This is a genomic window from Micromonospora alfalfae, from assembly GCF_022230925.1.
GTDB classification, from domain to species: Bacteria; Actinomycetota; Actinomycetes; order Mycobacteriales; family Micromonosporaceae; genus Micromonospora; species Micromonospora alfalfae.
On the sequence record NZ_JAKKFH010000028.1, the window covers coordinates 1 to 24,339 of the forward strand.

The following is a 24,339-nucleotide window of genomic DNA, read 5'->3' on the forward strand; positions in this document are numbered from 1 at the left end:
GGAAACTGTCCAAGATCTACGGACAACCGCAACCAGACGACGCCGTTTACCTCCCCCAAGACCCGTGCAGGGCCGCATCCCCAGCCCGACGACCAACAACCAACGGCCCCGCAGCCAACCGCCAGCAGCCGGCGGCGCCCCAGCAAGCAGCGCCCCAGCAAGCGGCGGCCAGCAGCCGGCGGCCCCGCAACCGGCGGCGGCCCAACCAGCGCAGCCCCAGCCGGCGGCGGCCCCAGCCGGCGGCGGCCAGCAACCGGCACCCCAACCAGCGGCGGCCCAACCAGCGGCACCCCAGCCAGCGGCGGCCAGCAGCCGATGGCTGGTGGCCGGGCGATGAGCGGCTAGCAGCCAGTGATCAGTCAACCATTCCGCGACTGGTGAACGGCGACCGGCCAGAGCAGAAAGGCCGCTGGCCGGCACCCGGGGTTGCGGGTGCCGGCCAGCGGTCGGTGTCGTGCGGAGGTGCTGTTGTGCGGGTCAGCTGTTCCAGTACTGGCCAACCAGGTCGGCGGCCTGCTGCTCCCACTGGGCGTAGGCGTCCGGGTACGCCGACACCTGCACGGTCTGCGCGGCGTCGGTCAGGGGCATGTCCTGCCACCCGTCGACCTGCTTCAAACCCTTGAGGAACGCGGTCGTCGAGTACTCAGGGTCGGTGATCTGCTCCGGCGTGCCCCAACCACTGGACGGGCGCTGCTGGAACAGGCCCAGCGAATCGTGGTCGTTCATGTCGCCGAGGTGGCCCAGGTTCTCCAGCTTCGACTCCTGCAGGCTCGTCGCGATCGAGATCACCGCGGCCCGCTCCGGGAGGCCCGCCTTCTTCGTCGCGGCGATGATCGCCTTCACATTCGCGGTCTGCTCGTCGTTCAGGGCGATCCGGGACTGGTCGCCCTGGGTGCCGTGCGGGATGAGCTTGCTGGTGTCGGGCTTGTCGGCCTGCACCGCAACGGCGACGGGCTTGGCGTCGACCGGGTTGGCCACGTGGGCGATCGGGCCGGCGAAGACACCACCGGCGAAGGCGAGACCAGCAACGGACAGCACGCTCTTACGCATGATCGTGTTCATGGGGGTAGCTCCTTCGGGGGTAGGACACCCAACCGCCAGGGGGGCGGCGGCGGGGTGTGAGCACCTCGTCCGGCGCTGCACATACAAGGGGAAAAGTCTTTGGGGGTGACGCCATCTGGGCGTCGGGTCGGCGACCTGCGAGCGGGGGGCTCGTGGCGCCGGGACCCTGTGTAACGACCGGGGGGCCGGGGTCATTCCGGGGGTGGCCCACCATCGGCGCCCTCATCGTGGCGGTGCCAGAGGTCGTTCGTGGGGACTGTAACGACCGGGTGGAGGCTGGCATTCCAGCCTGCGCGACCTGCCCTCAGGGTCGGGCCGGCGGGCCGGTGGTACTGCGATCGTCAGGGTATGTAACGACCCCGGCCCCGCCATGATTCCGGCCCACGAGTGCGCCCGACCACATCCCACAACACCCAGCAGACGACAAACCGCCCAGGCGGCACCGGGTGGCGGGGCGTCGGATCATGCCTCAACGGCGTGATCCACTCGGATTCACGGAAGTCGGGGCATCCGAGACGCTGGGACAGCCCGACGTCAGGAAACCCGAGTCGATCACGAATGAAGCGGCCGGCGCATGACACCCGTTGCCGGCGAAGTTCTCAGACAGGCCCGGCAGGCGACAGCCGGGAGGGGGACGGCGTTGACCGGACGCCAGGAGCGGTTACTGGCCCGCCAGGCGGGACCGCACCTTTGCGGCGCAGGCGTCCAGAACCGTCTGCGCGTCCAGCCCGAGGCTCTCGATGGCCACCAACGCGGTGAAGGCGACGTCGGCCAACTCCGCCGCGACGTCCTCGCGGTTGTGGGTGACACCCTTGCGTGGATTCTGCCCGAGCAGACCGATCCAGGCGGCCGAAGCCTCCCCCGCTTCCTCGGTGAGCTTGAGGATGCGGCAGGTCAGTTCCGTCTGCCCGGTGCCGTTCGCCGCGTCCAGCCAGCCGCGTGACGCTCGGGCCGCCTCCCAGATCGTCTCGTCCACGACGACCAGTCAACCCGATCGGCCCACCGGCCCGAACGACCGGGTAGGGCCGGACCGCCGTGTTGACCGGCGGATCAGCGAACCCATTGACACTGGTCGACGGCGGTTCTAGGTTCAGGACGCTACCGGCCGGTAGGCAAACGTCCCGCTGGTCGCCCCCGGGCGACAACCGTCCGATGGGGAGCACCGATGCTGTCCACACCCGTCCGTACCCTCCGCCGCCTGCTCGCCGCGGCTGCGACGCTGACCCTCGCGGTCGGGCTGGCCGGTGCCGCGCCAGCCGGCGCCACCGGTCGCGACCCGAGGGGCGGCGAGCCGCTGCCCGGCTACACCATCGAGAATCCGCCGTTGGCGCCGCTGGTCGTGGGCGGCAAGCCGACGACGGTACGCCAGGGCGTGCACCGCCACGCCGGGTACATGATCGAGGTCCCCGCCCGGTGGAACGGCGACCTGGTGTTGTGGGCGCACGGTTACCGCGGCCAGGGCACTGTGCTCTCGCCGGAACCGCCGGCCTTCGGGCTGCGTCAGCGCCTGCTGGAGCAGGGGTACGCGTGGGCGTCGTCCTCGTACGACCGCAACGGCTTCGATATCCGCTCCGGGGTGCTCGGGACGAAGGATCTCGCCGACCACTTTGGGCGGACGGTCCGCCGACCGCAGCACACCTACGTCACCGGGGTGTCGATGGGTGGGTACGTCATCGGTCGTTCGCTGGAGCAGTACCCCGGCTTCTACGACGGCGCGTTGCCGATGTGTGGTGTGCTCGGCGATCAGACGCTGCTCGACTTCTACCTGGACTACAACCTGGTCGCGCAGGCACTCGCCGGGGTGCCGGCGTATCCCACGCCGGCTGACTATCTGACGAACGCGGTGCCCCGCATCCAGGTGGCGCTCGGCCTGGCCGGGCTGACCCCCACCGGCCCGGACACCACCACGGACCGGGGCAAACAGCTGCGGGCGATCACCGTGAACCGTTCCGGCGGGCCACGTCCGGGCGCCGACGCGGCGTTCGCGGTGTGGAAGGACTTCCTCTTCTCGATCAGCGTGCCCACCGGGAGCGGCAGCTCCCCCGCCCAGCGGCCCGGCCAGTTGTCCACCAACCTGCTCACCCGCTACACGCCGAACAGCCCGGTGAACGTCAACTCGACAGTGCAGCGGGTCGCCCCGGAGAACCTGCGGCAGCGGCTCCTGCCGACGCTGACCGAGGTGCCGCGCATCGCCGGCCGCCCGACCGCGCCGGTGCTCAGCCTGCACGGTCTCGGCGACCTGTTCGTGCCGTTCAGCATGGAGCAGGCGTACGCCAGTGACGTGGCGCGCAACGGTCGCAGCAGGCTGCTGGTTCAGCGGGCGATCCGGGCCACGCAGCACTGCGAGTTCAGCCCGGCGGAGGCCGGTGCCGCCTGGGACGACCTGGTGTCCTGGGTACGCACCGGCAAGCGCCCGGCCGGCGACACCGTGACCGACCCGGCGGTGGTGGCCCGACCCGACTACGGCTGCCGGTTCAGCGACCGGGACGCGTACGCGGCCGGGGTCGGCACCCGCCGCCTCTACCCGGCCTGCTGAGGTACGCGAACACGAAGAACCGGCCGGCTCCCGTCGATAGGGAGCCGGCCGGCCTCGTGTGCGGGTGTCACCACATCTGCTGGACGATGTCCGCAGCCTGCTCCTCCCACTGCGCGTACGCGTACGGGAAGGCGGAGACCTGCACGGTCTGCGCGGCGGCGGTCAGCGGCAGGTCCTGCCAGCCGCCGACGTTCTTGAGCGCGGTGAAGAACGCCGTGGCGGCGTACTCCGGGTCGGTGATCTGGTCGGGCGTGCCCCAACCGGACGACGGACGCTGCTGGAACAGGCCCTGCGAGTCGTGGTCGTTGTACGCGCCGAGGTGGCCGAGGTTGTACAGCTTCGACTCCTGCAGCGAGGTGGCGATGCCGATCACCGCGCCCCGGTCACCGACGCCGGTCTTCTTGGCGGCGTCGACGATGGCGCGGGCGTTGGCCAACTGCGCGTCGTCGAGCGGTACACGCGACTGCGCGCCCTCGATGCCGTGCGGGATCAGCTGGGCTCGGCTCGGCTTGCCGGCCGGCGGCTTGCCGGTGGCGGAACCGGTGGTCAGGCCCGACTCGACGGGCTGCTCATCCTGGCGTACCGAGGTGGCGGCCTTGCCGGTGGCGAGGTCGATGGCGGCGACGGCGCCCTGGTGCGGTCCGGAGGTGACCGGGGCGGCGGCTGCGGTCGGCGCGAGGGCCAGACCGCCGAGGGCGGCCACACCCGCCACGCTCAGCGCGGTCTTGCGGTACGAGTCCTTAGCGATGGCGGGGAGCCATCGAGTGAAGTCGACCTTCACGATGGTTGCCCTTTCGATCGTGCGGAGCGCTCCGGGATGAACACTCCTCGGGAGATGACCGCGGAAAAGCGTTTGGGCTCCGGCGGTACGGGGGACACAACCGGGTTCAGGTGTCGGGCATTCCGGAAACGTCCGAGGCCCGCGCCGGTGCGGCCTCGGTCACGGGACGACCCCGGACACGACGGCTCTTGGCGCACCGAACGGCGAGGGCTGTGACGGAGGGTGCTTTCGGAGTCGGGGGGGCAGTCTCCGAACAACAGCCTTTGCTCTGCTTACCTATACGCGCCAGTGACAGTCCGTGACGATGGGGAGGGACCTCCGTGGCTGGCCGAAAGCGCCCATCCGCAGCTCAGGGGACATGGTGCCTATAGGTAAGCAGAGCAAAGGGAACGCGCAGGGTGGGTGGGGGTAGGGACCGAGCGTTTTGTCGCTACCGTCAGTGGCCGTTTCCGGATGATCGTGGCGGAGGCGGTGCGACGCGCGGCCACGGCCAGCAATCGCCCGTGGGCGTCCGCCGCTGCGGCTGTCTGCCCCCGGGGTGAGAGGACCGCCCGGAGGCTGCCCGACTCAGTCGTCGCCGTCGCGTCCGGACTTCGCGGCCCGCGTCCCGACACCCTCGTCGGGGCCGAGAAGTTCCTGGAAGACGGTGATGTGCAGGCCGGCGGGGGCGTCCAGGCGGGAGTTGAGCGACTGCCACGGTGTGCGGGTGGGCGGGGCGACCTCGCTGGCCCCGGCGGCGACCAACCGGGCGGTGGTCGCCTCGGCGTCGTCCACCTCGAAGGCCACCCGGATTCTGGGCGCGACCTGCCGACCCACCTCTACCTCGTCGATCATGCGCTTCTGCGCCGGGTTGGCGATCTCCAGGGTGGCGCGGCCGGCGTCCAGGATCACCACCCGGGCGTCGCCGTCGCCGCTGAACGCCGCCTCCTCGGGCAGGCCGAGCGCATCGCGGAAGAACGCGACGGCAGCGTCGTGGTCGGCGGCCTCCACCACGAGCCGCAGCTGGCGGACAACGGGGGCGGGCGAGTCGGCGGCCATGTTCAAGATCCTAGCGCCGCGGCAGGGTTATGTTGGGACCGTCCAGAGGGGAGCGACTGTGGTCGAGGCGGCGAGCGATGACACGTACCTGCTGCACCTGGTCGGCCGGGTCGCGTCGCCGCTGACCGACGTGGCGAGCGCGCCACGGCAGGGCGACGAGGGCGCGCCGACGGCGTGGCTGGTCTTCGACCCGCAGGTCGAGCGGGCCGTGCGTGACCTGCGGGTCGGCACGGAAATGCTGGTACTCACCTGGTTGGACCGTGCCCGGCGCGACGTGCTCGCTGTGCACCCACGCGGCGACGAGAACCGTCCGGAGACCGGGGTGTTCAGCACCCGCTCACCGCACCGGCCCAACCCGATCGGGCTGCACCGGGTGCGGATCCTGGCGGTGGATGGGCTGCGCGTCGAGGTCGCCGACCTGGAGGCCCTCGACGGCACCCCGATCCTGGACGTCAAACCGGTGCTGGGCGCGGCCGACGAACGCTGAGCCGTCGACCGCGCGACAGCGGTGCGGTGTGCCGGGCTCAGTGGCCGCGGTCCAGCCACTCCTGCAGGTGCGGCGCCTCCGCGCCGATCGTCGTGTCGTCGCCGTGCCCCGTGTGCACGACCGTCTCCGCGGGAAGGCTCAGCAGGCGGGTGCGGATCGACCGGACGATGGTGTCGAAGTCGCTGTACGAGCGGCCGGTCGCGCCCGGGCCACCGGCGAAGAGCGTGTCGCCGGTGAACACCGCGCCCAGCTCCGGCGCGTGGAAACTGCACGCCCCGGGGCTGTGCCCGGGGGTGTGCAGCACCCGCAGCGTGGTGCCGCCCACCTCGATGCTCTGCCCGTCGTGCAGCTCACCGTGCGGCGGCAGGTGCGGGTGGACCATGTCCCAGAGGACCCGGTCGGCGGCGTGCAGCAGCACCGGCGCGCCGGTGGCCTCGGCCAGCTCGGGCGCCACCCGGACGTGATCGTCGTGGGCGTGGGTGGCCAGGATCGCCCGGACCCGACGGTCACCCACCAGCGCGAGGATCGCCGCCACGTCGTGCGGCGCGTCCAGGACGACGCACTCACTGTCGTCACCGATCACCCAGACGTTGTTGTCCACGTCGAAGGTCTGCCCGTCCAGGGAGAACGTGCCCGAGGTGACCGCGTGGTCGACGCGGGCGGTCACGGGAACACCACCACCGAGCGGAGCACGTCGCCGTTGTGCATCCGGTCGAAGGCGTTCTCGACCTGGTCGAGCGCGATCTCCTCGGTGACGAACGCGTCCAGGTCGAGCCGGCCCTGCAGGTACAGCTCGGTGAGCATCGGGAAGTCCCGGCTGGGCAGGCAGTCGCCGTACCAACTGGACTTGAGAGCGCCGCCACGACCGAAGACGTCCAGCAGCGGCAGCTCGACCTGCATCTGCGGGGTCGGCACGCCGACCAGCACCACGGTGCCGGCCAGGTCGCGAGCGTAGAACGCCTGCTTCCACGTCTCCGGTCGGCCCACCGCGTCGATCACCACGTCGGCGCCGAAGCCGCCGGTAGCGGCGCGGATCGCCTCGACCGGGTCGGTCTCGGACGCGTTCACCGTGTGGGTGGCGCCGAACTTGCGGGCCCAGTCGAGCTTGCGGCTGTCGGTGTCCACAGCGACGATCGTGGTGGCGCCGGCGAGGAGCGCACCGGCGACCGCCGCGTCCCCGACGCCGCCGCAGCCGATCACCGCGACCGAGTCGCCCCGCGTGACGTTTCCGGTGTTCATCGCCGCACCCAGCCCGGCCATCACCCCGCAGCCCAGCAGACCCACGGCGGCGGGTCGGGCCGCCGGGTCGACCTTGGTGCACTGCCCGGCGTGCACAAGGGTCTTCTCGGCGAACGCCCCGATGCCCAGCGCCGGAGCGAGTTCGGTGCCGTCGGTGAGGGTCATCCGCTGCGTGGCGTTGTGGGTGTTGAAGCAGTACCAGGGCCGACCCCGGCGGCAGGCCCGGCAGACCCCGCAGACCGCCCGCCAGTTGAGCACCACGAAATCGCCCGGGGCGACGTCGGTGACGCCCTCGCCGACCTGCTCCACGATGCCCGCCGCCTCGTGACCGAGCAGGAACGGGTAGTCGTCGTTGATGCCACCCTCGCGATAGTGCAGATCGGTGTGGCATACACCGCACGACTGAATCCGGACGATCGCCTCACCGGGCCCGGGATCGGGCACCACGATGGTGGTGACCTCGACCGGTGCGCCCTTGCTGCGGGAGATGACTCCCCGGACTTCCTGGCTCACTTCGCCTCCTGCTGGTGGTCTGCGGCAGGGCCGGGCGCCGGGTGGGCGGATGTGCCACGGGCTCGGCGGTGGGCCCCCGGCGAACCTACCGCGACCACCACGGCCAGCCCAGTCGGCCCGGCGGGTTATCGCGGGCGGTCCGGGGTACGCGGGCGGCATTCGACAACGGCCGACGGGAGTGACAATGAAATCCGCGCACCTGCCACTGCGGGTCAGTATCGGCGCGTACTTCCTCAACTCGGGTCTAGGCAAGCGCACCCTGGAGGGGACCGCGGCGGAGGGCCTGCACGGGATGGCGGTCGCCGCCATGCCCCAGCTCGGTCAGCTGGAACCGGCGCGCTTCGCCAAGCTGCTGTCGTACTCGGAGATCGCCCTGGGGGCCGCGCTGATCGCGCCGTTCGTCCCGGCGCCCCTGGTCGGGCTCGGCCTGACCGCGTTCGGCGCGGGCCTGGTGCAGCTGTACCTGAAGACGCCGGGGATGCGCGAGCCCGGCAGCATCCGTCCGACCCAGCAGGGCTCGGGGCTGGCCAAGGACGTCTGGCTGGTCGGTGCGGGGCTGACCCTGGTGCTGGAGGGGCTGACCCACGGCCGTCGGCGCGGCTGACCTGGCGGGTGGCCTGAGGAGCTTCGGTGACCCAGCCTCGGTCCGTGCGGCCGTTCTACCGGCCGATGCGGCCACGTCGTCGCGACGAGCCGCACCGCGCGGCCACGCCGCTGGAACTCTTCTTCGACCTGTGTTTCGTGGTGGCGGTGTCCCAGGCCGCCGCCAACCTGCACCACGCCGTCTCCGAGGATCAGCTCGGCCACGCGCTGACCAGGTACCTGTTGGTCTTCTTCGCGATCTGGTGGTCGTGGATGAACTTCACCTGGTTCGCCTCGGCCTACGACACCGACGACGACCTCTACCGGATCGCGACGCTGGTGCAGATCGCCGGTGCGTTGATCATCGCCGCCGGCGTGCCCCGCGCGTTCACCGACGGCGATTTCAGCGTCATCACGTACGGCTACGTGGTGATGCGGATCGCGCTCGTGGTGCAGTGGTGCCGGGCCGCCGCCGGGGACCCGGCGCACCGCCCGGCGGCCCAGCGGTACGCGATCGGCGTCACCGTCGTCCAGCTCGGCTGGCTGCTCCGGCTGGCCCTGCCGCCGGGGTGGGAGACCGCGGCGTTGCTGCTGCTGATCGTGGCCGACCTGCTGGTGCCGGCGGTGGCCGAGCGCCCGGGGATGACTCCCTGGCATCCGCGACACATCACCGAACGGTACGGGCTGTTCACCCTGATCGTGCTCGGTGACGTGGTGCTGGCCACGTCGGTGGCCATCCAGACCGGCGTGGACGCCGGCGACCGTCGTCTCTGGTCGCTGGCGGCGGCGGCCACCGTGATCGTCTTCGCCCTGTGGTGGCTCTACTTCGACCGGCCGATCGAGGCGCCCGCCCGGCTGCCGTACTCCCTGGTCTGGGGGTATGGCCACTACCTGATCTTCGCGGCGGTCGCCGCGGTCGGCGCGGGCCTGAACGTGTCGGTGGACCACGAACGGCACCTCGCGCACATCTCGGGCCGGACCGCCGGGTACGCGGTGGCCGTCCCGATCGCCGTCTTCCTGCTCACCGTCTGGGTGCTGCACGTACGCCGGCACCAGCACGGAGTGGTGGTCGTCGCCTTCCCGGTCGTCGCGCTGGTGGCACTGCTCGCGCCACTCGGCCCGGCCCCGGTGTACGCGATGGCGGCGCTGCTGGTCGCCCTCGTGGCGTTGACCATCCTGTTGCGCCACCGCGACGTCGGCCCGAGCGCAACGGCGGCCGGCCCGGCCTGAACCGCTGTCACGCCACCTCGCGGGCCGGGTCGGCGAGGGTGTCGGCGGGGCGTTGCGCGGGGACGGCGGGGGCGGTCGCCGGGCGGACCACGCCCCGGTTCAGGCCGGTGACCAGGAGCCGGTTGTAGGAGGCCGGCAAGGCCCGGGCCAGCAGATCGGGCAACTTCGCCGACCAGCCGATCAACACCCGGCCCCGACGTCGCTCGACGCCACGCAGGATCACCTCGGCGGCCCGCTCCGGCGCGATGGTCAGCAGCTTCTCGAACTGCGCCCGACCGGCCGCGTACTCGTCGTGGGAGACGCCGCTGCCGATCCGGGCGTTCTCGGTGATCCGGGTGCGGATGCCGCCGGGATGCACCGAGGTCACCCCGATCCCGTCGTCGACCAGCTCGTGGCGCAGCGCCTCGGTGAAGCCGCGCACGGCGAACTTGCTCGCCGCGTACGCGGTCTGCCCGGCCGGCGCGATCAGCCCGAACAGGCTGGAGATGTTGACCAGGTGCGCGCCCGGCTCGGCCCGGAGGGTGGGCAGCAGCGCGTGGGTCAGCTGCGCCACTGCCCGGAAGTTGACGTCGATCACCCAGCTGAACTCGTCGAACGTCACCTGGTCGAACCGGCCGCCGAGGCCCACGCCGGCGTTGTTGATCAGCAGGCGTACCCGGGGGTGCCGCTGGCCGATCTCCGCGGCCACCTGGGCGGTGGCGGTCTGGTCGGCGAGGTCCACCAGGTACGTGGCGAGCTGACGATCCGGGTGGTCGGCGCGGATCGCGGTGGTGACCGCGTCCAGCCGCTCGGCGTCGCGGTCCAGCAGGACCAGATCGGTGCCTCGGCGGGCCAAGGCGTGGGCCAGCGCGGCGCCGATGCCACTGGCCGCCCCGGTGACCACCGCTGTCGCGCCGGCGAAGTCGAACCTCTGCACGATCCTGCTCCTCTGCTGGCGGTTACCGATGCTCGGACGCGACGGGACGCGGGGTGCGGTCGCGCACGAACACCCCGCCGGCCCGCGAGAACCGCACACCCTCGTCGGTGAGCCGGCCGTGCCGCATCAGCAACACGTCGCGGGCGTAGTTCTGGTGCAGTCGCCACGGCGCTGTCGCACCCTGCTTGGGCAGCGTGTCGACGGCGCGCAGCACGTAGCCGGAGCGCAGATCGATCAGTGGCACCCGCTCGGCGTCGGGCGGCGGGAGCGGGGTGACGACGTGCTGACCGGTGCGGTCCAGGTGCCGCAGCAGTCGGCAGACATAGCCGGCGACCAGGTCGGCCTTGAGCGTCCACGACGCGTTGGTGTAGCCGAGGGTCAGCGCGAAGTTCGGCACACCGGAGAGCATCATGCCCTTGTAGGCCACGGTGTTCGGCAGATCGACGTCCACGCCGTCGACCCGCAGCGTCAGGCCACCGAGGGCGAGCAGGTTGAGCCCGGTCGCGGTGACCACGATGTCGGCGGGCACCTCCGCGCCGGAGGCCAGTCGGACACCGTTCGCCGTGAAGGTGTCGATGGTGTCGGTGACCACCGACGCGCTGCCCGCACGCACCGCCGCGAACAGGTCGCCGTCGGGTGCCACGCAGAGCCGCTGGTCCCAGGGGTCGTAGCGGGGCGAGAAGTGCCTGTCGACGTCGTACCCCACCGGGAGCATGCCCCGCGCGGCCCGGCGCAGCACCCGCTTCACCAGGCCTGGCGCACGCCGGCTGAGCTGGAAGGTGACGGTGGACAGCAGCACGTTCTTCCAGCGCACCACCGGATACGCGGCCTTCGCCGGCAGCCAACGCCGCAGCGCGTCGGCCAGGCGGTCGCGGGCGGGCCGCGCCAGAATGTACGTCGGTGAGCGCTGGAGCATTGTCACGTGCGCGGCCCGCTGCGCCATCGCCGGCACCAGTGTCACCGCCGTGGCGCCGCTGCCGATCACCACCACCCGCTTGTCGCTGTGGTCGAGGTCGTCGGGCCAGCGCTGTGGGTGCACCAACCGTCCGGCGTACGCGTCGACACCGGGCAGGGGCGGGGTGTAACCCTCGTCGTAGCGGTAGTAGCCGGTGCAGGCGAAGAGGAACGAGCAGGTCAGCACCACTGTTTCGGCGGTGTCGGTGCGCTCGGCGTGCACCGTCCAGCGGGCGGTGTCGCTGTCCCACTCGGCGCGCAGCACCCGGTGGCGGAAGCGGATGTGCCGCGGCACGTCGTACTCCCGGGCGGTCTCGCGCACGTACTCCCTGATGGTCGTGCCGTCGGCGATGGCCTTCGGCGCGGTCCACGGCTTGAACGAGTAGCCGAGGGTGAACATGTCCGAGTCGGAGCGGATGCCCGGGTAGCGAAACAGGTCCCAGGTGCCGCCGATGGCGTCGCGCGCCTCCAGCACCGCGTACGTCTTGTCGGGGCAGTCGCGACGAAGGTGGCAGGCGGCGCCGATGCCGGACAGGCCGGCGCCGATGATCAGCACGTCGAGGTGGTCGGAGGCCATCGCGTTCCTCCATCCGGGGCGGTGATCGGACGATAACACCGCACCCGGACGGCCGAAAGTTGTCGCGAGAGCCCTAGGACGCCCGGGTGAAGGTCATGATCCAGTTGGTCTCCCAGGTCTGCTCGCCGTCAACCGAGAACGCCTGCTCCCAGCGGGCGGTGGTAGCGCTGATGTCGGACCAGATGAACCGGCACCGGACCGGCCGCCCCTCGTGCTGGTCGTCGGCGTAGAAGCGGCCCACCCCGTCGACGAAGCGGCCCACCATCGGCGGCAGTCCCAGCACCCCGTCCACGCTGCTCATCCAGTAGATCGACCACTGCTCGCGAGCCGGGTCGAAGATCCGGACGGTAGCCCCAGCGGAGCCCTTGGTCGGGAACGTGATCTCGTCGAAGTGACCGCCACCGGCGAAGAACCCGTGCGCCACCGACACCCCCGGGAACTCCTCCCACTCGTCGGAGCCGACCAGCCGCTTGCGCAGCCGCCGGTTGACAACGTTCCAGGTGCCCACAAAGAAGTCGAAGTCGCCCATCAGCGGCCCACCGGCCCTTCCGCTCGCGTGTCACGCAGATAATTGATCAGATTCGGACTCTCCGGCAGCAGCATGTGCCGGACCCAGGCGGCCCGCTCGTGTTCCAGAACCGCCAACTCCCAGACGCAGCCCATCGCTGGGCGGCGCAGGCGGACGAAGTGTGCCGGGTCGTCGTCGGGACAGTCCAGCGCCGGCTGCCCGGCCGCGGCGACACGGATCTCCACCGCGTTGTCCCACACCCAGGTGTACGCCAGCAGATAGGCGCCGGTGTCCGCGCCCCGGTGCAGCACCACCCACCCGGCGGCCGGGGTGCCGTCGTCGACGATGTCGGCCAGCAGCGCGGGCAGCAGGTCGTACGCGGCCTTTTCCACCTCCGGCTCGATGGGTCGATCCGGCTGGTCGACGTGGTAGCGCTTGAGCTGCCGACCGTCCACCATGATCGGTCCCGGCGTTCTCAGTTCCTTGTCGCGAAAAGCCATGCCGGGACGGTACGACCGGTCCCCTGACAACTAGTGTCAGTGAAGTGCGAGCCAGTCGACTTCTCTCCGTCCTGATGCTGCTCCAGTCGCACGGGCGGTTGACCGCCGCGCAGCTCGCCGAGCGGTTGGCCGTCTCCCCCCGCACCATCTACCGGGACGTCGAGTCGCTGCACGCCGCCGGCATCCCGCTCTACGGCGAAGCCGGGCACGCTGGCGGCTACCAACTGGTCGACGGCTGGCGGACCCGACTGACCGGGCTGACCGCCGAGGAGGCCGACCGGCTGTTCCTCGCCGGGCTGCCCGGCCCCGCCGACGAGTTGGGCTACGGCGACGTCGTGGCGGCGCTGCAACTCAAGCTGCACGCCGCGCTCCCCGCGCCGCTGCGGGACCGGGCGACCCGACTGCAACAACGCTTCCACCTGGACACTCCCGGGTGGTACGCCGACGGCGACGCCTCCCCCGAGCTGGCCCGCACGGCCGAGGCGGTCTGGCGGCAGCACCGCGTCGAGGTGCGCTACCGCGGCTGGAACGGCGAGGTGACCCGGGTCCTGGAGCCGTACGGCCTGGTGCTCAAGGGCGGCCGTTGGTATGTGGTGGCCGACCAGCCCGGCCGGGGCGCGCCGGCGACCTACCGGGTCAACCAGATCCTCGCGTTGACCCCACTGGCGCAGGAGTTCGACCGACCCGCCGACTTCGACCTGCCGTCCTGGTGGCGGGCGCACGTGGTGCAGTTCCGGGCCCGACTGCACCGCGACGAGGCCCACGTCCGGCTCTCCCCCGCCGGGCGGGAACGGCTGCGCGAGGTCGGCAGCGATCCGGTGGTGACAGCGATGGACAGCAGCGCCGGGCCACCGGACGCGCGGGGCTGGGTGACCGCGGTGCTGCCGATCGAGTCGCTCACCCACGCCCACGGTGACCTGCTGCGCCTCGGCGCCGACGTCGAGGTGCTGACCCCGGTGGCGCTGCGCGAACGGCTGGCCGCCACCTCCGCCGGGCTCGCCGCGCTCTACTCCCCCGCCTGAACCGCCCCGACCGTCTCCACAGTGGAAGGGTCGGGGGCGTCGATTGTCGTCACGGTGTGCCACCCTGGGACGGTCATCGATGGTCACCGGAGGTGAGGGTCACGCTACGACTGCGCGCACTGGTCGCCGTCCCCGGCACCGGGCCGGTGACCCTCGACGTTCCCGCCGGCACGCTCGCCGCCCTGGTGGCGCCGCCCCGGTTCGGCACGGCGGTGGCCCGGGTGCTGGCAGGCCTCGCTGCGCCGGTGACCGGTCGCGTCCTCGTCGGCGAACGGGACGTCACCGGCCTGCCGCCGCCCCGCCGGCAGATCGGCTACGTGCCCGCCGGCGGCGCGCTGCTGCCGCAGCTCACCGTGCGGCGCAACATCGAGTACGGCCAGCGCAAACGCGAACGGGTGCACGAGGTGGCGAACGACTGGACGGCCACCGTTGTCGACCGGCTCGAGTTGGCGCTCTCTCTCGCCCTGCTGCCGCACCAGATCTCCGACGCCCAGCGGTTCCGGGTGGCGCTCGCCCGAGCGGCGGCCTGCCTGCCCGAGGTGCTGGTGATCGACCTGCCGGCCGGTTCGGCGGGCGACAGCCGTCTCGGTGACCTGATGCCTCGCCTCTCGCCGCCGGACGCCCCCGGGGTGGCGGTGCTGGTCTGCACGGCCGACCCGGCCACCCTGGCCGAGATACCGGTGCGGCACGAGTTGGTCACCGAGCCGAGCGAGGCGGCTCGATGAGGCCGCCCGCCGGAGTGAGCCGTCGTATGCTGCTGCGCGCCGCCGCCGCGGGCGCCACCGCCCTGGCCGCCGGCTGCTCCGGCGGAACCCGGTCGGTGCAGGTAGCGGTGGTCTGGAGCAGCAGCGAGCTGGACCGGTTCCGCGAGGTCGTCGCCGGCTACCCCGCCCCGGTGCAGGTGATCAGCGCCGGCAACGACATCGACGCGTTCCTGCGCGCCCGACACCTGGCCGGCACCAGCCCGGACGTGGCGATCCTGCCGCGCCCCGGCCTGGTCACCGAGTACGCCCAGCGCGGCTGGCTGAGCCCGGTGCGCCCGTCCACCGACTACGCCGTGCGGGTCGAGCTGAGCGATCTGCTGATGACCGAGAGCGAACGCTACGGCGTCTGGGTCAAGGCGGCGCACAAGTCGCTGGTCTGGCACCTGCCCTCCGTGCTGCCCGCGCCGCCGACCACCTGGGACGAACTGGTCCACCGGATCAGGCAGCTCGCCGCGCGCGCCCGACGCGACGGCGGCCCGGTGCCCCTGGCCATCGGCGCCGCGGACGGCTGGGTGCTCACCGACTGGTTCGAGAACGTCCTGGCCGACGTGGCGCCCGGGAGCTACTACGCCCTCGCCCAACAGGGCGCCGACTGGCAGGACAAGCCGGTACGCGACGCCCTGGACCGCCTCGCCGGGCTGTGGAGCATCGACGGCGCGTTCGTCGGCGGCGGCCGTCGTGCACTGCTCACCCAGTACGAGGAGTCGGTGATCCAGGTGGTGCACACCCGGCGGGCGGTGATGCTTCTCGGAGCGGACTTCACCGCCGACGTCGTTCGTCCGTTCCGGCGCGGCCCGGAGGCACCTGTCACGTTCCGGTTCCCGGGCACCCAGCCGGGCGGCGGTCCGCTGATCGTCGGTGGGGACGCGGCAGTGGCGTTCGCCGACGCCCGGGGCGGGGTCGAGCTGGTCGAATGGCTCGCCAGGGCCGACTCGTTCCAGCCGTGGCTACGCGAAGGCGGTTACCTGTCGCCCAACACCAATGTCTCGATCACCAGTTACACCGACGGCGTCGGCCAGCGACTCGCCACGGAGATGCGGGCCCCCGGCACCCTGCGTTTCGACCTTTCCGACCAACTGCGCGGTGCGTTCACCGGCTCGGACGGGGTCGGCATCTGGCGGATCATGCAGGGCTTCTTCGCCGACGTCACCGACGGGGTCCGCGCCAGCGAGGCGATCCGCCGGGCCACCGGCCTGCTCGCCGCGGCGGCCCGCAGCGCGGGGGGCGGCCGATGAGCCAGGTGCGGGTCCTCGGCGAGCTGGCCGTCCTCGACGACGTCGGTCCAGCGCGGCGGGGTCGGGCCTATCCGGCGGCGGGTGCCACGTCGGCGCTGCTGCTGCCGGCCGCGGTGCTGCTCGGCGGGTTGGTGTTGTGGCCGGTGCTGCGGACCATGCACGCCAGCGTCACCACCGACGGTCGTTGGGTCGGCGCGGAGCACTTCCGGACCGCGCTCGCCGCTCCGGGCACCGGCGCGGTGGTCGGCCGGACGGTCCTCTGGGCCCTGCTGGTGCCGGCGGTGGTGACGGCGCTGGGCTATCTGCTCGCCGCCGCGTCCCGCCGCTCCCAGGAGGGTGGCCTGGTCCGGTTGATCCTTCTGGTGCCGGTGGCGTTGCCGCTGGTCGTCACGGGGGTCACCTTCCGGCTGATGTACGACCCGGACCCGAGCCGAGGGCTGGCGACCCTGGTCGCGACCCGACTGGCCGGCCGCTCGGTCGAGGACGCGCCGCAGTTTCTCGGGCCGGGGATGGTCACCGTCGCGTTGATGTCGGCGTTCGTCTGGGCCTGGGTGGGGTTGGCGGTGCTGGTCTTCCGGTCCGCGCTGGACGCGGTGCCGCCGAGCCTCGCCGACGCGGTCCGCGCCTACGGCGGCAAGCGTCGCCATGTGCTGTGGGACGCGCAGTGGCGGCCGCTGCTGCTGCGGACGACCGCTGTCGTCTTCGCGTTGGTGGCGGTCGGCACCAGCCGCACGTTCGACCTGATCCTGGTGATGACCCCCGGCTCGGTCCGCGACGAGGCATCGGTGCTGGCGCTGCGGATCTGGCAGACGTCCGGCGGCACCACCACCGGCGACGGCGCCGCGCTCGGCGTGGTGTGGCTGGTGGCGGTGATCGGCGGGATCATGGTGGCCGCGCTCTTCGTCCGGCAGGCCTGGCCTCCGCCGCGCGTCGAGGCGGCACCGGAGCCCGCCCCGGTCGCCCCACCCCGGCGGGTGTTCCGGCTGCTCGCGGCGGGTGCCGCGATCGCCTGGCTGGTGCCGCTGGCGGTGCTTGTCGCCACGTCGGCGCACGGCCGGGTGGATGCCGCCGCGCGTGGCTGGTGGTCGGCGCCGCCGAATGGCGAGTCCTACCGCGACCTGGTCACCGGCACCGAGCTGTGGCGCACGCTGGGCTTCACCCTGCTGCTGGCCACCGCGGTGACCGCCACGGTGCTGGTGGTCGCGCTGCTGGCCGCGTACCCGTTGGCCTGGTTGACCGGGCCCGCCGCGCAGGCCACCGGTCTGCTGCTGCTGGCCGCCAGCGTCGTGCCGATCCAGGTCATCGCCGGACCGGTCAACGAGGTGCTGGGCCTGGTGCTCTCCTCCGGCACGGCTCAGGGCCTGGCCCTGGTGCACATCGCGCTGGGAGTGCCGTTCGCGGTGCTGGTGCTGCGCAACGCGTTCGCCGACCTGCCGGTCGAGCAGGTCCGCGACGCCCGGTTGGGCGGCCGGCGGTGGTGGCACACCCTGCGCCGGTTGGCCCGGCACAACCTCTCGGCGGTGGTGGCGGTCTCCGTGCTGGAGTTCGTCCAGGTCTGGAACGACCTGGTGGTGGGTCGGTTGTTCGGTGGGCCGGGGTCGTCGCCGCTCGGGCCGTTCCTGGCCGAGCAGACCCGCAGCTTCGTGAGCAACAGCGGGGCGCTGGCCGCCAGCTCGGTGCTCGCCTCGGTGCTGCCGGTGGTGCTCGTGGTCCTGTCGCGGCGGCACCTGGTCGCCGGGCTCGTCTCCGGGGGCGTGCGGTGACCGGGCCCGGCGGCGGGCGCCGCAACCCGCGCTGGCCGGCGCTGGTCGGGATCGGCGGGCTGCTCAGCGCCGCCATCGTCAACGTGGGCGGCAACCTGGCCGGCAATCTCCTCTCCGAGCTGGCGACCAACCTGCTCGGGCCGGCGACCATCGTGCTGGCCGTCGTCGGTGGCGTCGTCGGCGTCGCCGGCTTCGTGATGGGCCGCCGCCGGGCGAACCAGGAGGTCGGCCCCGAGCCGACGGAGGTGCTCACCACCCCGGCCGCCGGGGCGCCGAACCTGCCCTACACGGCCGAGTTCACCGGTCGTGAGGAGCACGTCGACGCGCTGGTCGGTCTGCTCAGCCGGGAGCACGCGGTGGCGGTTCTGGGCCGACGCGCGGTGGGCACCTCCGCGTGCGCGGTGCAGGCCGCCAACGAGTGCCGGGAGGAATTCCCCGACGGGCAGTACTACCTGGACCTGCGGCGGCGCGGCCGACCCCGCTCGGCCCGGGACGTGCTCACCGCGCTGGCCCGGATCCTGGGCACCACCCCGCCGACCTCCGGCCGGCCGGACGCGCTCGCCGCAGCCGCCGACGCGCTGCGCGGTCAACTCGACGGTCGCAAGATCGTGCTGGTGCTGGACAACGTCGACCGCCCCGACCAGGTCCGGCCACTGTTGCCACCCACCGCGCGCACCTGCCGCCTGCTGCTCGCCGGTGGTCCGGCGCTGGCCGGCCTGGAGGGTGTGGTCGCGCACTGGATCGCCGAACCGGGCACGTCCGAGGCGGTGGAGCTGTTCGCGACGGCGGGCGGGGCCGCGCCCGCCGCCCGGGTCCGTCGCGCCGACCCACGCACCGATCCGGCGGTACGCGAGATCGTCGACCTGTGCGGGCGGCAACCGCGTACCGTGCGCGCGCTCGGTTACCGCACCGCTCAGCACGGCTGGCGGCACTCCGACGTGCTGGACGCGCTGCGCCGCGCGGTGCAGACGCCACCGCACCAGCGGCTCGCCGTCTCACCGGCGGCCCGCCTGGTCACCGAACGGGACATCGCGTACCGGGTGTTGCCCCGCCAGGCCCGCCGGTTGTACCGGCTGATGTCGCTGGTCCCCGCCCCGGTGGACCGGCCCACCATCGCCGCGCTGGCCGGGCGGCACCCCGAGCTGGTGACCGCGTTGCTCGACCGGTTGGCCGCGGCGGCGTTCGTGGTCGGCGCGCCCGGCGACCGGTACGAGATCCGCCCCCTGCTGGCCGGCAGCGCCCGACTGCACCTGCGGGACGCGGATCCGGTCCGGGCCCGGGTCGCCGCGCAGGCCCGGCTGACCCGGCACCTGGCCCGCCGGGCCGAACGGCACGCGGCCAACCTGGCGGTGCTCGGCTCCCCGGGGGACCGGGAGTGGTCGCTGCCGCTGGACGACGACCCGTACGGCTGGTTCGACCTGCACCAGGAGCTGCTGCTGGCGGTGGTGCGGGTGCCGGCCGGCGCGAAGGAGACACTGCCCCGCCGGGTCCGTCGGTGGTGGTTCCGGTTGGCAGTGGCGCTGTGTGGGTGGCTGGCGTACGCCGAGCGGCTCGACGAGTGGGAGGAGGTCTGCCGCACCGTGCTGGCCACCCCGACCGCCGACGACCGTCCGGAGATCGCCGGGTGGGCGCACAACGAGCTGGGGGTGCTGCGCCGACGTCGGCACGACCCGCAGGGGGCGGCGGCAGCGCTCACCCTCGCGGTCAACGAACGGGGGCGGCGGGGCAACGCCCAGGCGCGGATGAACCTCGGCCTGGCCCTGCTCGACCTGGGGCAGCTCGACGACGCTGTGGAGCACCTGGAGATGTCGCGCCGACACCGCTCCGGCGCTGACCGGGCCGGGCACGCCCTCACCGAGCTGGGCCTGGGCGCGGCCCAACTGGCCCGGGGCGAACCGGACACCGCGCACCACCACCTGGTGCGGGCGGCGAACACGTTCCGGTCGGTGGGCGACGCCCGGGGGTACGCGGCGGCGCTGACGAACCTGGTGCTGGTGCACGCGGCGCTCGGCGAGCACCTGGACGCCGCCCAGGCGTGGCGGGCCGCACTGCGCGAGTACGAGTCGGTGAACGACCCGACCAGCCGGGCGACGGCGCTGCTCAACGCCGGGGCGACACTGCTGAGCAGCAGCCCGGGGCAGGCGCGCACGGCGTACGAGCTGCTGGCCGAGAGCCGCCGAATGCGCGAGGGGACCCGGCTGACCGCCGGGCTGGCGCGTACCCTGCTCTACCTGGGTGACGCCTGCGCCGCGCTGGGCGAGCGGGCCGACGCGCGGCAGCACTGGGCTGACGCGGCGGCGGTGGCCGAGGAGGTCGCCGACGCCCAGGGGTTGGCCGCCGCCGACGCCCGACTCGACGACGACGCCGACAGTCGGGTGACGTAGGTCGCTCGGGTTGGTCGGTGGCGTGGCTCTGGGAGACTCTGTGATCGTGGACGCGCTCTCGGTACGGGGACTCAGTCGCAACTTCGGCAACCTGGTAGTGCTCGACGAGGTGAGCTTCACGCTCCCGGCGGGCCGGATCGCCGTGGTCCTGGGCCCGAATGGCAGCGGCAAGACGACTCTGCTGCGGTGTGTCGTCGGCGCCGACCGGCCGGACGCGGGTGAGGTGCTGGTGCAGGGCCGCCGGGCCGACGAGACCGATCCTCAGGTGCGGGCGCTGGTGGCGGCCGCCCTTGACGACATCGACTTCTTCCCCGACCTGTCGGTGGTCGAGCACCTGGAGTTGGTCGCGTACGCCCACGGGGGTGACGCCGAGCCGGTCGAGGAGGTCCTCGCCGAGCTGGGTCTGGAGCCGGCCCGCGACCAACTGCCGGTGACGCTGTCCAGCGGGCAGCGCCGCCGGCTGGCGTTGGCGTCCTGTTTCGTCCGGCCCCGCCGGGTGCTGATCCTGGACGAGCCCGAGCAGCGGCTGGACGTCCGCGGGCGACAGTGGCTCGCCGACCGTCTGCTGCGGGAACGGGCGGCGGGCACCGCCGTGCTGTTGGCCTCGCACGACCCGGAGCTGATCGACGCGGTGGTCGACGAGCGCATCGAGATCGGCAAGTGACCGCCGCGCCGGCCACCATCGCCGACACGCCGGTCGGGGTGCCGACCGCCCGGCAGGTGCGGACGCACCTGCGCAAGGCCCGCGGCCGGCACCACGACCATTCCCTCGGTGACGTGCTCGGCGACGCGTACGTCATGGTCCTGTTCGTGGGCATGTACGGCTGGTTCGCGATCAGCGCCAGCCGCGACCTGCTGGATTCTCCGACTGTGGGGCGGGCCGAGCCGGGCGTGCGGTGGTGGCTGGCGGTCGCCGCGCTGCTGGCCGGCGCGGGGCTGGCCTGGCGTGGTCTGCGCGCGCTCGGTCCGCTGCTGGTCACCCCGGCGACGCAGAGCTGGGCGACGAGCGCGCCCATCGACCGGCGGGCCTGGCTGGCGCCGCGCTTCGTCCTCCTGCTGCTGGGCTCGGCGGTCGGCACCGCGGCGCTCGGAGTGGCGGTGGCGGCGCTCGGTGGGGTCAGCGAACCGTCCGCCCTGGGCTGGGCGGCGGCGGCCGGCGCGGGGTGGGGCGCTGCCGCGTTGGCGCTCAGCGTCGTCGCCCAGGGCAGCCGGTCAGGGCGACGCTGGCCGACAGTGGTCGGGGCGGCGCCGATGGTGGCGGCGGCGGTGATCACCGCCCTGGTGGTGCTCGTGGGTAGCCTCGGCGACGGCCTGCCCCGGCCGGCGACGACGCCGACCGTCGCGTTGTTCGCCGCCGCGGTGCCCCTCGTGGGCTTGGGGGTGATCCTCGCGGTACGCGCGTTGCCCCGGGTCGACCGGGCCACCCTGACCACCGGCGCGCAGTTCGCCAACGCCGCCGCCACGGCCACGATCCTGCTGGATCCGAGCCTGCTCACCGGCCTGGTGGAGAGCCGCCGCTGGCGCCGGATCGGCCGGGTTCGCAGCCGCCGGTTCCGGCCCGGCCCCGGCTGGTGGGCGCTGCTCCAGGCCGACGTACGTCGGCTGCGCCGCCACCCGAGCGCCGTGCTGATCTGGGCGGCGCTGATCGGGGTGCAGTACGCTGCCGCGCTCGCCCTGCCCGGGTTGGCCGGGGCCGCGCAGGTGGTCTTCGCATACCTCGCCGCCAACCGGCTGACCGGCGGCCTGCGGTCGGTCAGCCGCTCACCGGGGCTGCGCCGGGCGCTCGGTGGCAGCGACAACCTGCTGCGCGGGATCCACGTGGTGGTGCCGGCTGTCGGCGCGGGCCTGTGGTGGTTGCTGACAGTGCCGACGGTCGACCCGGGGCCGGCCTGGCTGGCGCCGACGCTGGCGCTGGGGGTGGTCGCCGCCGCGTTCCGGGCCGGCACCCGCCCGCCGATCGACTACGGCGGCGCGACGGTGAACACGCCGTTCGGGATGATCCCGGTCGACCTGCTGCGTCAGGGGTCACGGGGGCCGGCGCTGCTCGCCGTGCTGGTCCTCATCCAGCTGTTCCTGGGCTGAGCCGGAGCGGCTGTCGTTTCCGTCCAAGACAGCGTCGCAACCGCGATCTAGCGTGGACCCGGCAGCCCGTTCCGAGCACGAGGAGACACACAATGCGCGATCTGGTCTACACCGGTTTCATGTCGCTCGACGGCGTCGTGGACTCGCCCGGCGGCGGGCCGGGTGAGGAGCACCGCAGCGGCGGTTGGGTGTTCAAGGACCTCGAGTTCGTCCCGGAGGCCTGGTCGCTCAAGGGCGAGGAACTCGCCGACACGACGGCGTTGATGTTCGGCCGTCGCAGCTACGAGGCGTTCGCGTCGGTCTGGCCCGGTTCGGAGGACCACGCCGACTACAAGGACCTGCCCAAGTACGTGGTGTCGAGCACGCTGTCCGACGACGCGCTCGTCGACGGGTGGGGGCCGACGACGATCCTGCGCTCGACCGGGGACGTCGCCGCGCTCAAGCAGGGCGAGGGCGGGGCGATCTTCATCCACGGGAGCGCGGAGCTGGCCCGGCGGCTGTCCGATGAAGGGCTGATCGACCAGTACAACCTGCTCGTCTTCCCCGTGCTGCTCGGTGCCGGCAAGAGCCTGTTCGGCCGGGCCGACCGCGACAAGCACATGCTGACGCTGCGGGAGTCGGAGACCTACTCGAACGGGATCCTCAAGGTGGTCTACGACGTCAAGCGCTGACCCAGGTCGAGGGCGGCGGCGACAGCGGCGACGCCGTCCTCGATCTCGGTGGGCGTACGGGCCGCGTAGCCGAGCACGAGACCGGGCCGGTACGGCCGCTGGCAGTGCCAGGACAGCGGTTGCACCTTCACCCCGCGCGCCAGCGTCGCCGCCGCCAGCTCGGTGTCGACAACTGTGTCGTCCAGCGTGATCATCAGGTGCAGGCCGGCGGCGGCGCCGTGCACCGTCGCCGACGGCAACGCGCGGGCCAGCGCGGTGATCATGGCGTCCCGCCGGCGGATGTGTCGACGGCGCAGCAGCCGTAGGTGCCGCTCGAAGGCGCCGGAGGTCATCAACTCCGCCAGCACCAGTTGCGGCAGCACGGCGTTGCCCAGGTCGGCGTTGCGCTTGGCGGCCACCACTGCCTCGCGCAGCCACGTTGGCACGAGCAGCCAGCCGACCCGCAGGGCGGGGGCGAGCAGTTTGGAGACACTGCCGGCGTAGCAGACCTGCTCGGGCAGCAGACCACGCAGCGCCGGCACCGGAGGACGGTCGTAGCGGTGCTCGGCGTCGTAGTCGTCCTCGATGATCAGACCGCCGGCCCGCGCCCAGGCGACGAGTTGGCGGCGGCGGTCACCGTCGAGCACCACGCCGGTCGGGAACTGGTGCGCGGGGGTGAGCATCACGGCCGGTACGCCGCTGGCGACCAACTCGTCGACGCGCAGCCCGGCGTCGTCGACGGTGATCGGCGGGGTGTCCATCCCCCAGTTGTTCAGGTGCTGTCGCACCCCGAGTGAGCCCGGGTCCTCGACGGCGATCCGGTCGACGCCGGCAGCGGTGAGTGCCTGGGCGAGCAGCCCGAGCGCCTGGGAGACGCCGGCCACGATGATCACTTCGGCGGGGTCGACGCCGATACCGCGGTTGCGGGCCAACCAGGCGGCGACGGCCTGTCGCAGCGCGGGCGTGCCACAGGGGTCGCCGTAGCCGAGGTCGGCCGCGGCGAGGCGGCGCAGCACGCTCCGTTCGGCGCGCAGCCAGTCCGCGCGGGGAAAGGCGGCCAGATCGGGTACGCCGGGCGCCAGGTCGATGGTGGCGTGCAGCGCGCGTACCGCTTCGAAGATGTCGGTGCCCGGTGCCGGCGGGAAGGTCACGACCGGTGCCGGCGCGGCGGCCGGGGTGGGTGTGGGCGCGGCCGGCGCGGCGACGACGACGGTGCCGGCCCGACCTCGACCGGCGATGTGCCCCTCCTCGGTGAGGCGTTGGTACGCCTCGGTGACCACGCCCCGGGAGACACCGAGGTCGGCGGCGAGCACCCGGGTCGGGGGCAGCCGGTCACCGACCGGCACCCGCCCCTCGGCGATGGCCTGCCGCAGCCGGTCGGTCAGCCAGGAGGCGCGCCCGCCCGGCGTCGCGTCGGTGATGGTCAGGTGCAGGAAGTCGGACCCGGCCGATATGGACCTGTCAGACGCCGCTGGTTTGGCTCTGCCCATCGGACCATTGTGGCAGCAGAGTGAGC

General features: G+C 72.8%; 23 protein-coding genes. 12 read left to right on the top strand and 11 right to left on the bottom strand.

What is annotated here, in order from left to right:
* Positions 1–477: 477 nt before the first annotated feature.
* Positions 478–1,062, bottom strand: coding sequence for a hypothetical protein (locus MED01_RS23485; RefSeq protein WP_238670729.1), 585 nt, complete (start codon positions 1,060–1,062; stop codon positions 478–480).
* A 661-nt stretch (positions 1,063–1,723) separates the two neighbouring features.
* Positions 1,724–2,038 carry a MazG-like family protein gene (locus tag MED01_RS23490; RefSeq protein WP_238670730.1) on the bottom strand — a complete coding sequence of 105 codons (315 nt, stop codon included), beginning with the start codon at positions 2,036–2,038 and terminating at the stop codon, positions 1,724–1,726.
* A 189-nt stretch (positions 2,039–2,227) separates the two neighbouring features.
* On the opposite strand from MED01_RS23490, the gene MED01_RS23495 reads away from it, so the two are divergent.
* Positions 2,228–3,598, top strand: coding sequence for an alpha/beta hydrolase family protein (locus MED01_RS23495; RefSeq protein WP_238670731.1), 1,371 nt, complete (start codon positions 2,228–2,230; stop codon positions 3,596–3,598).
* A 67-nt stretch (positions 3,599–3,665) separates the two neighbouring features.
* Here the strand turns inward: MED01_RS23495 and MED01_RS23500 are convergent, their stop codons facing one another.
* Both MED01_RS23500 and MED01_RS23505 read right to left on the bottom strand, forming a co-directional pair.
* Entirely contained in the window at positions 3,666–4,379 is a 714-nt protein-coding gene (locus MED01_RS23500) for a hypothetical protein (protein ID WP_238670732.1), read from the bottom strand.
* A 567-nt stretch (positions 4,380–4,946) separates the two neighbouring features.
* Positions 4,947–5,417 (bottom strand): VOC family protein, encoded by a 471-nt coding sequence (locus tag MED01_RS23505; protein ID WP_238670733.1) that lies wholly within the window; start codon positions 5,415–5,417, stop codon positions 4,947–4,949.
* 58 nt (positions 5,418–5,475) lie between these two features.
* Here MED01_RS23505 and tsaA point away from each other — a divergent pair, with 58 nt between their 5' ends.
* Positions 5,476–5,904: a tRNA (N6-threonylcarbamoyladenosine(37)-N6)-methyltransferase TrmO gene (gene tsaA, locus MED01_RS23510; protein ID WP_238670734.1), complete on the top strand. Its 429-nt coding sequence runs from the start codon at positions 5,476–5,478 to the stop codon at positions 5,902–5,904.
* 37 nt (positions 5,905–5,941) lie between these two features.
* Here the strand turns inward: tsaA and MED01_RS23515 are convergent, their stop codons facing one another.
* Both MED01_RS23515 and MED01_RS23520 read right to left on the bottom strand, forming a co-directional pair.
* Positions 5,942–6,571 (bottom strand): MBL fold metallo-hydrolase, encoded by a 630-nt coding sequence (locus MED01_RS23515; RefSeq protein ID WP_238670735.1) that lies wholly within the window; start codon positions 6,569–6,571, stop codon positions 5,942–5,944.
* The gene (locus MED01_RS23520) at positions 6,568–7,656 is read right to left on the bottom strand and encodes an S-(hydroxymethyl)mycothiol dehydrogenase (RefSeq protein ID WP_196922733.1); all 1,089 of its coding nucleotides are present in this window, start codon (positions 7,654–7,656) and stop codon (positions 6,568–6,570) included. Before MED01_RS23520 ends, MED01_RS23515 begins: the two co-directional genes overlap by 4 nt.
* Before the next feature lie 184 nt (positions 7,657–7,840).
* Here MED01_RS23520 and MED01_RS23525 point away from each other — a divergent pair, with 184 nt between their 5' ends.
* Entirely contained in the window at positions 7,841–8,260 is a 420-nt protein-coding gene (locus MED01_RS23525) for a hypothetical protein (RefSeq protein ID WP_238670736.1), read from the top strand.
* A 26-nt stretch (positions 8,261–8,286) separates the two neighbouring features.
* Positions 8,287–9,468, top strand: coding sequence for a low temperature requirement protein A (locus tag MED01_RS23530; protein WP_238670737.1), 1,182 nt, complete (start codon positions 8,287–8,289; stop codon positions 9,466–9,468).
* A 7-nt stretch (positions 9,469–9,475) separates the two neighbouring features.
* On the opposite strand, the gene MED01_RS23535 is transcribed toward MED01_RS23530, so the two are convergent.
* The 4 genes from MED01_RS23535 to MED01_RS23550 all read right to left on the bottom strand — a co-directional run bounded on the left by MED01_RS23535 (position 9,476) and on the right by MED01_RS23550 (position 12,923).
* Positions 9,476–10,384 (bottom strand): SDR family NAD(P)-dependent oxidoreductase, encoded by a 909-nt coding sequence (locus tag MED01_RS23535; RefSeq protein ID WP_238670738.1) that lies wholly within the window; start codon positions 10,382–10,384, stop codon positions 9,476–9,478.
* A 22-nt stretch (positions 10,385–10,406) separates the two neighbouring features.
* Positions 10,407–11,915 carry a flavin-containing monooxygenase gene (locus MED01_RS23540; protein WP_238670739.1) on the bottom strand — a complete coding sequence of 503 codons (1,509 nt, stop codon included), beginning with the start codon at positions 11,913–11,915 and terminating at the stop codon, positions 10,407–10,409.
* A 73-nt stretch (positions 11,916–11,988) separates the two neighbouring features.
* Positions 11,989–12,444 carry a hypothetical protein gene (locus tag MED01_RS23545; RefSeq protein ID WP_238670740.1) on the bottom strand — a complete coding sequence of 152 codons (456 nt, stop codon included), beginning with the start codon at positions 12,442–12,444 and terminating at the stop codon, positions 11,989–11,991.
* Complete coding sequence (locus MED01_RS23550; protein WP_238670741.1) at positions 12,444–12,923, bottom strand: hypothetical protein; 480 nt, start codon at positions 12,921–12,923, stop codon at positions 12,444–12,446. Before MED01_RS23550 ends, MED01_RS23545 begins: the two co-directional genes overlap by 1 nt.
* 44 nt (positions 12,924–12,967) lie before the next feature.
* Here MED01_RS23550 and MED01_RS23555 point away from each other — a divergent pair, with 44 nt between their 5' ends.
* From MED01_RS23555 to MED01_RS23590, 8 genes are all read left to right on the top strand, one after another.
* The gene (locus tag MED01_RS23555; RefSeq protein ID WP_238670742.1) at positions 12,968–13,945 is read left to right on the top strand and encodes a helix-turn-helix transcriptional regulator; all 978 of its coding nucleotides are present in this window, start codon (positions 12,968–12,970) and stop codon (positions 13,943–13,945) included.
* A 92-nt stretch (positions 13,946–14,037) separates the two neighbouring features.
* Positions 14,038–14,670 carry an ATP-binding cassette domain-containing protein gene (locus tag MED01_RS23560; protein ID WP_238670743.1) on the top strand — a complete coding sequence of 211 codons (633 nt, stop codon included), beginning with the start codon at positions 14,038–14,040 and terminating at the stop codon, positions 14,668–14,670.
* Positions 14,671–14,684: 14 nt separating this feature from the next.
* Entirely contained in the window at positions 14,685–15,944 is a 1,260-nt protein-coding gene (locus MED01_RS23565; protein WP_238670744.1) for a type 2 periplasmic-binding domain-containing protein, read from the top strand.
* Positions 15,941–17,707, top strand: coding sequence for an ABC transporter permease (locus MED01_RS23570; RefSeq protein ID WP_238670745.1), 1,767 nt, complete (start codon positions 15,941–15,943; stop codon positions 17,705–17,707). Before MED01_RS23565 ends, MED01_RS23570 begins: the two co-directional genes overlap by 4 nt.
* The gene (locus MED01_RS23575; RefSeq protein WP_238670746.1) at positions 17,704–20,091 is read left to right on the top strand and encodes a tetratricopeptide repeat protein; all 2,388 of its coding nucleotides are present in this window, start codon (positions 17,704–17,706) and stop codon (positions 20,089–20,091) included. Before MED01_RS23570 ends, MED01_RS23575 begins: the two co-directional genes overlap by 4 nt.
* Before the next feature lie 40 nt (positions 20,092–20,131).
* Entirely contained in the window at positions 20,132–20,755 is a 624-nt protein-coding gene (locus tag MED01_RS23580) for an ABC transporter ATP-binding protein (RefSeq protein WP_112602474.1), read from the top strand.
* Positions 20,752–22,173, top strand: a complete 1,422-nt coding sequence (locus tag MED01_RS23585) for a DUF6297 family protein (protein ID WP_238670747.1) — start codon at positions 20,752–20,754, stop codon at positions 22,171–22,173. The genes MED01_RS23580 and MED01_RS23585 overlap by 4 nt, the downstream gene beginning before the upstream one ends.
* Positions 22,174–22,265: 92 nt before the next feature.
* The gene (locus MED01_RS23590; RefSeq protein WP_238670748.1) at positions 22,266–22,844 is read left to right on the top strand and encodes a dihydrofolate reductase family protein; all 579 of its coding nucleotides are present in this window, start codon (positions 22,266–22,268) and stop codon (positions 22,842–22,844) included.
* On the opposite strand, the gene pdxR is transcribed toward MED01_RS23590, so the two are convergent.
* Positions 22,826–24,313 carry a MocR-like pyridoxine biosynthesis transcription factor PdxR gene (gene pdxR, locus MED01_RS23595; RefSeq protein ID WP_238670749.1) on the bottom strand — a complete coding sequence of 496 codons (1,488 nt, stop codon included), beginning with the start codon at positions 24,311–24,313 and terminating at the stop codon, positions 22,826–22,828. The genes MED01_RS23590 and pdxR overlap by 19 nt on opposite strands.
* Positions 24,314–24,339: the final 26 nt, after the last annotated feature.

What these genes read in the sequence shown, in the direction of transcription:
- MED01_RS23485 (WP_238670729.1), bottom strand. Translation starts at nt 1,062, where the DNA reads ATGAACACGATCATGCGTAAGAGCGTGCTGTCCGTTGCTGGTCTCGCC.
- MED01_RS23495 (WP_238670731.1), top strand. Translation starts at nt 2,228, where the DNA reads ATGCTGTCCACACCCGTCCGTACCCTCCGCCGCCTGCTCGCCGCGGCT.
- MED01_RS23505 (WP_238670733.1), bottom strand. Translation starts at nt 5,417, where the DNA reads ATGGCCGCCGACTCGCCCGCCCCCGTTGTCCGCCAGCTGCGGCTCGTG.
- MED01_RS23525 (WP_238670736.1), top strand. Translation starts at nt 7,841, where the DNA reads ATGAAATCCGCGCACCTGCCACTGCGGGTCAGTATCGGCGCGTACTTC.
- MED01_RS23540 (WP_238670739.1), bottom strand. Translation starts at nt 11,915, where the DNA reads ATGGCCTCCGACCACCTCGACGTGCTGATCATCGGCGCCGGCCTGTCC.
- MED01_RS23545 (WP_238670740.1), bottom strand. Translation starts at nt 12,444, where the DNA reads ATGGGCGACTTCGACTTCTTTGTGGGCACCTGGAACGTTGTCAACCGG.
- MED01_RS23550 (WP_238670741.1), bottom strand. Translation starts at nt 12,923, where the DNA reads ATGGCTTTTCGCGACAAGGAACTGAGAACGCCGGGACCGATCATGGTG.
- MED01_RS23570 (WP_238670745.1), top strand. Translation starts at nt 15,941, where the DNA reads ATGAGCCAGGTGCGGGTCCTCGGCGAGCTGGCCGTCCTCGACGACGTC.
- MED01_RS23590 (WP_238670748.1), top strand. Translation starts at nt 22,266, where the DNA reads ATGCGCGATCTGGTCTACACCGGTTTCATGTCGCTCGACGGCGTCGTG.
- pdxR (WP_238670749.1), bottom strand. Translation starts at nt 24,313, where the DNA reads ATGGGCAGAGCCAAACCAGCGGCGTCTGACAGGTCCATATCGGCCGGG.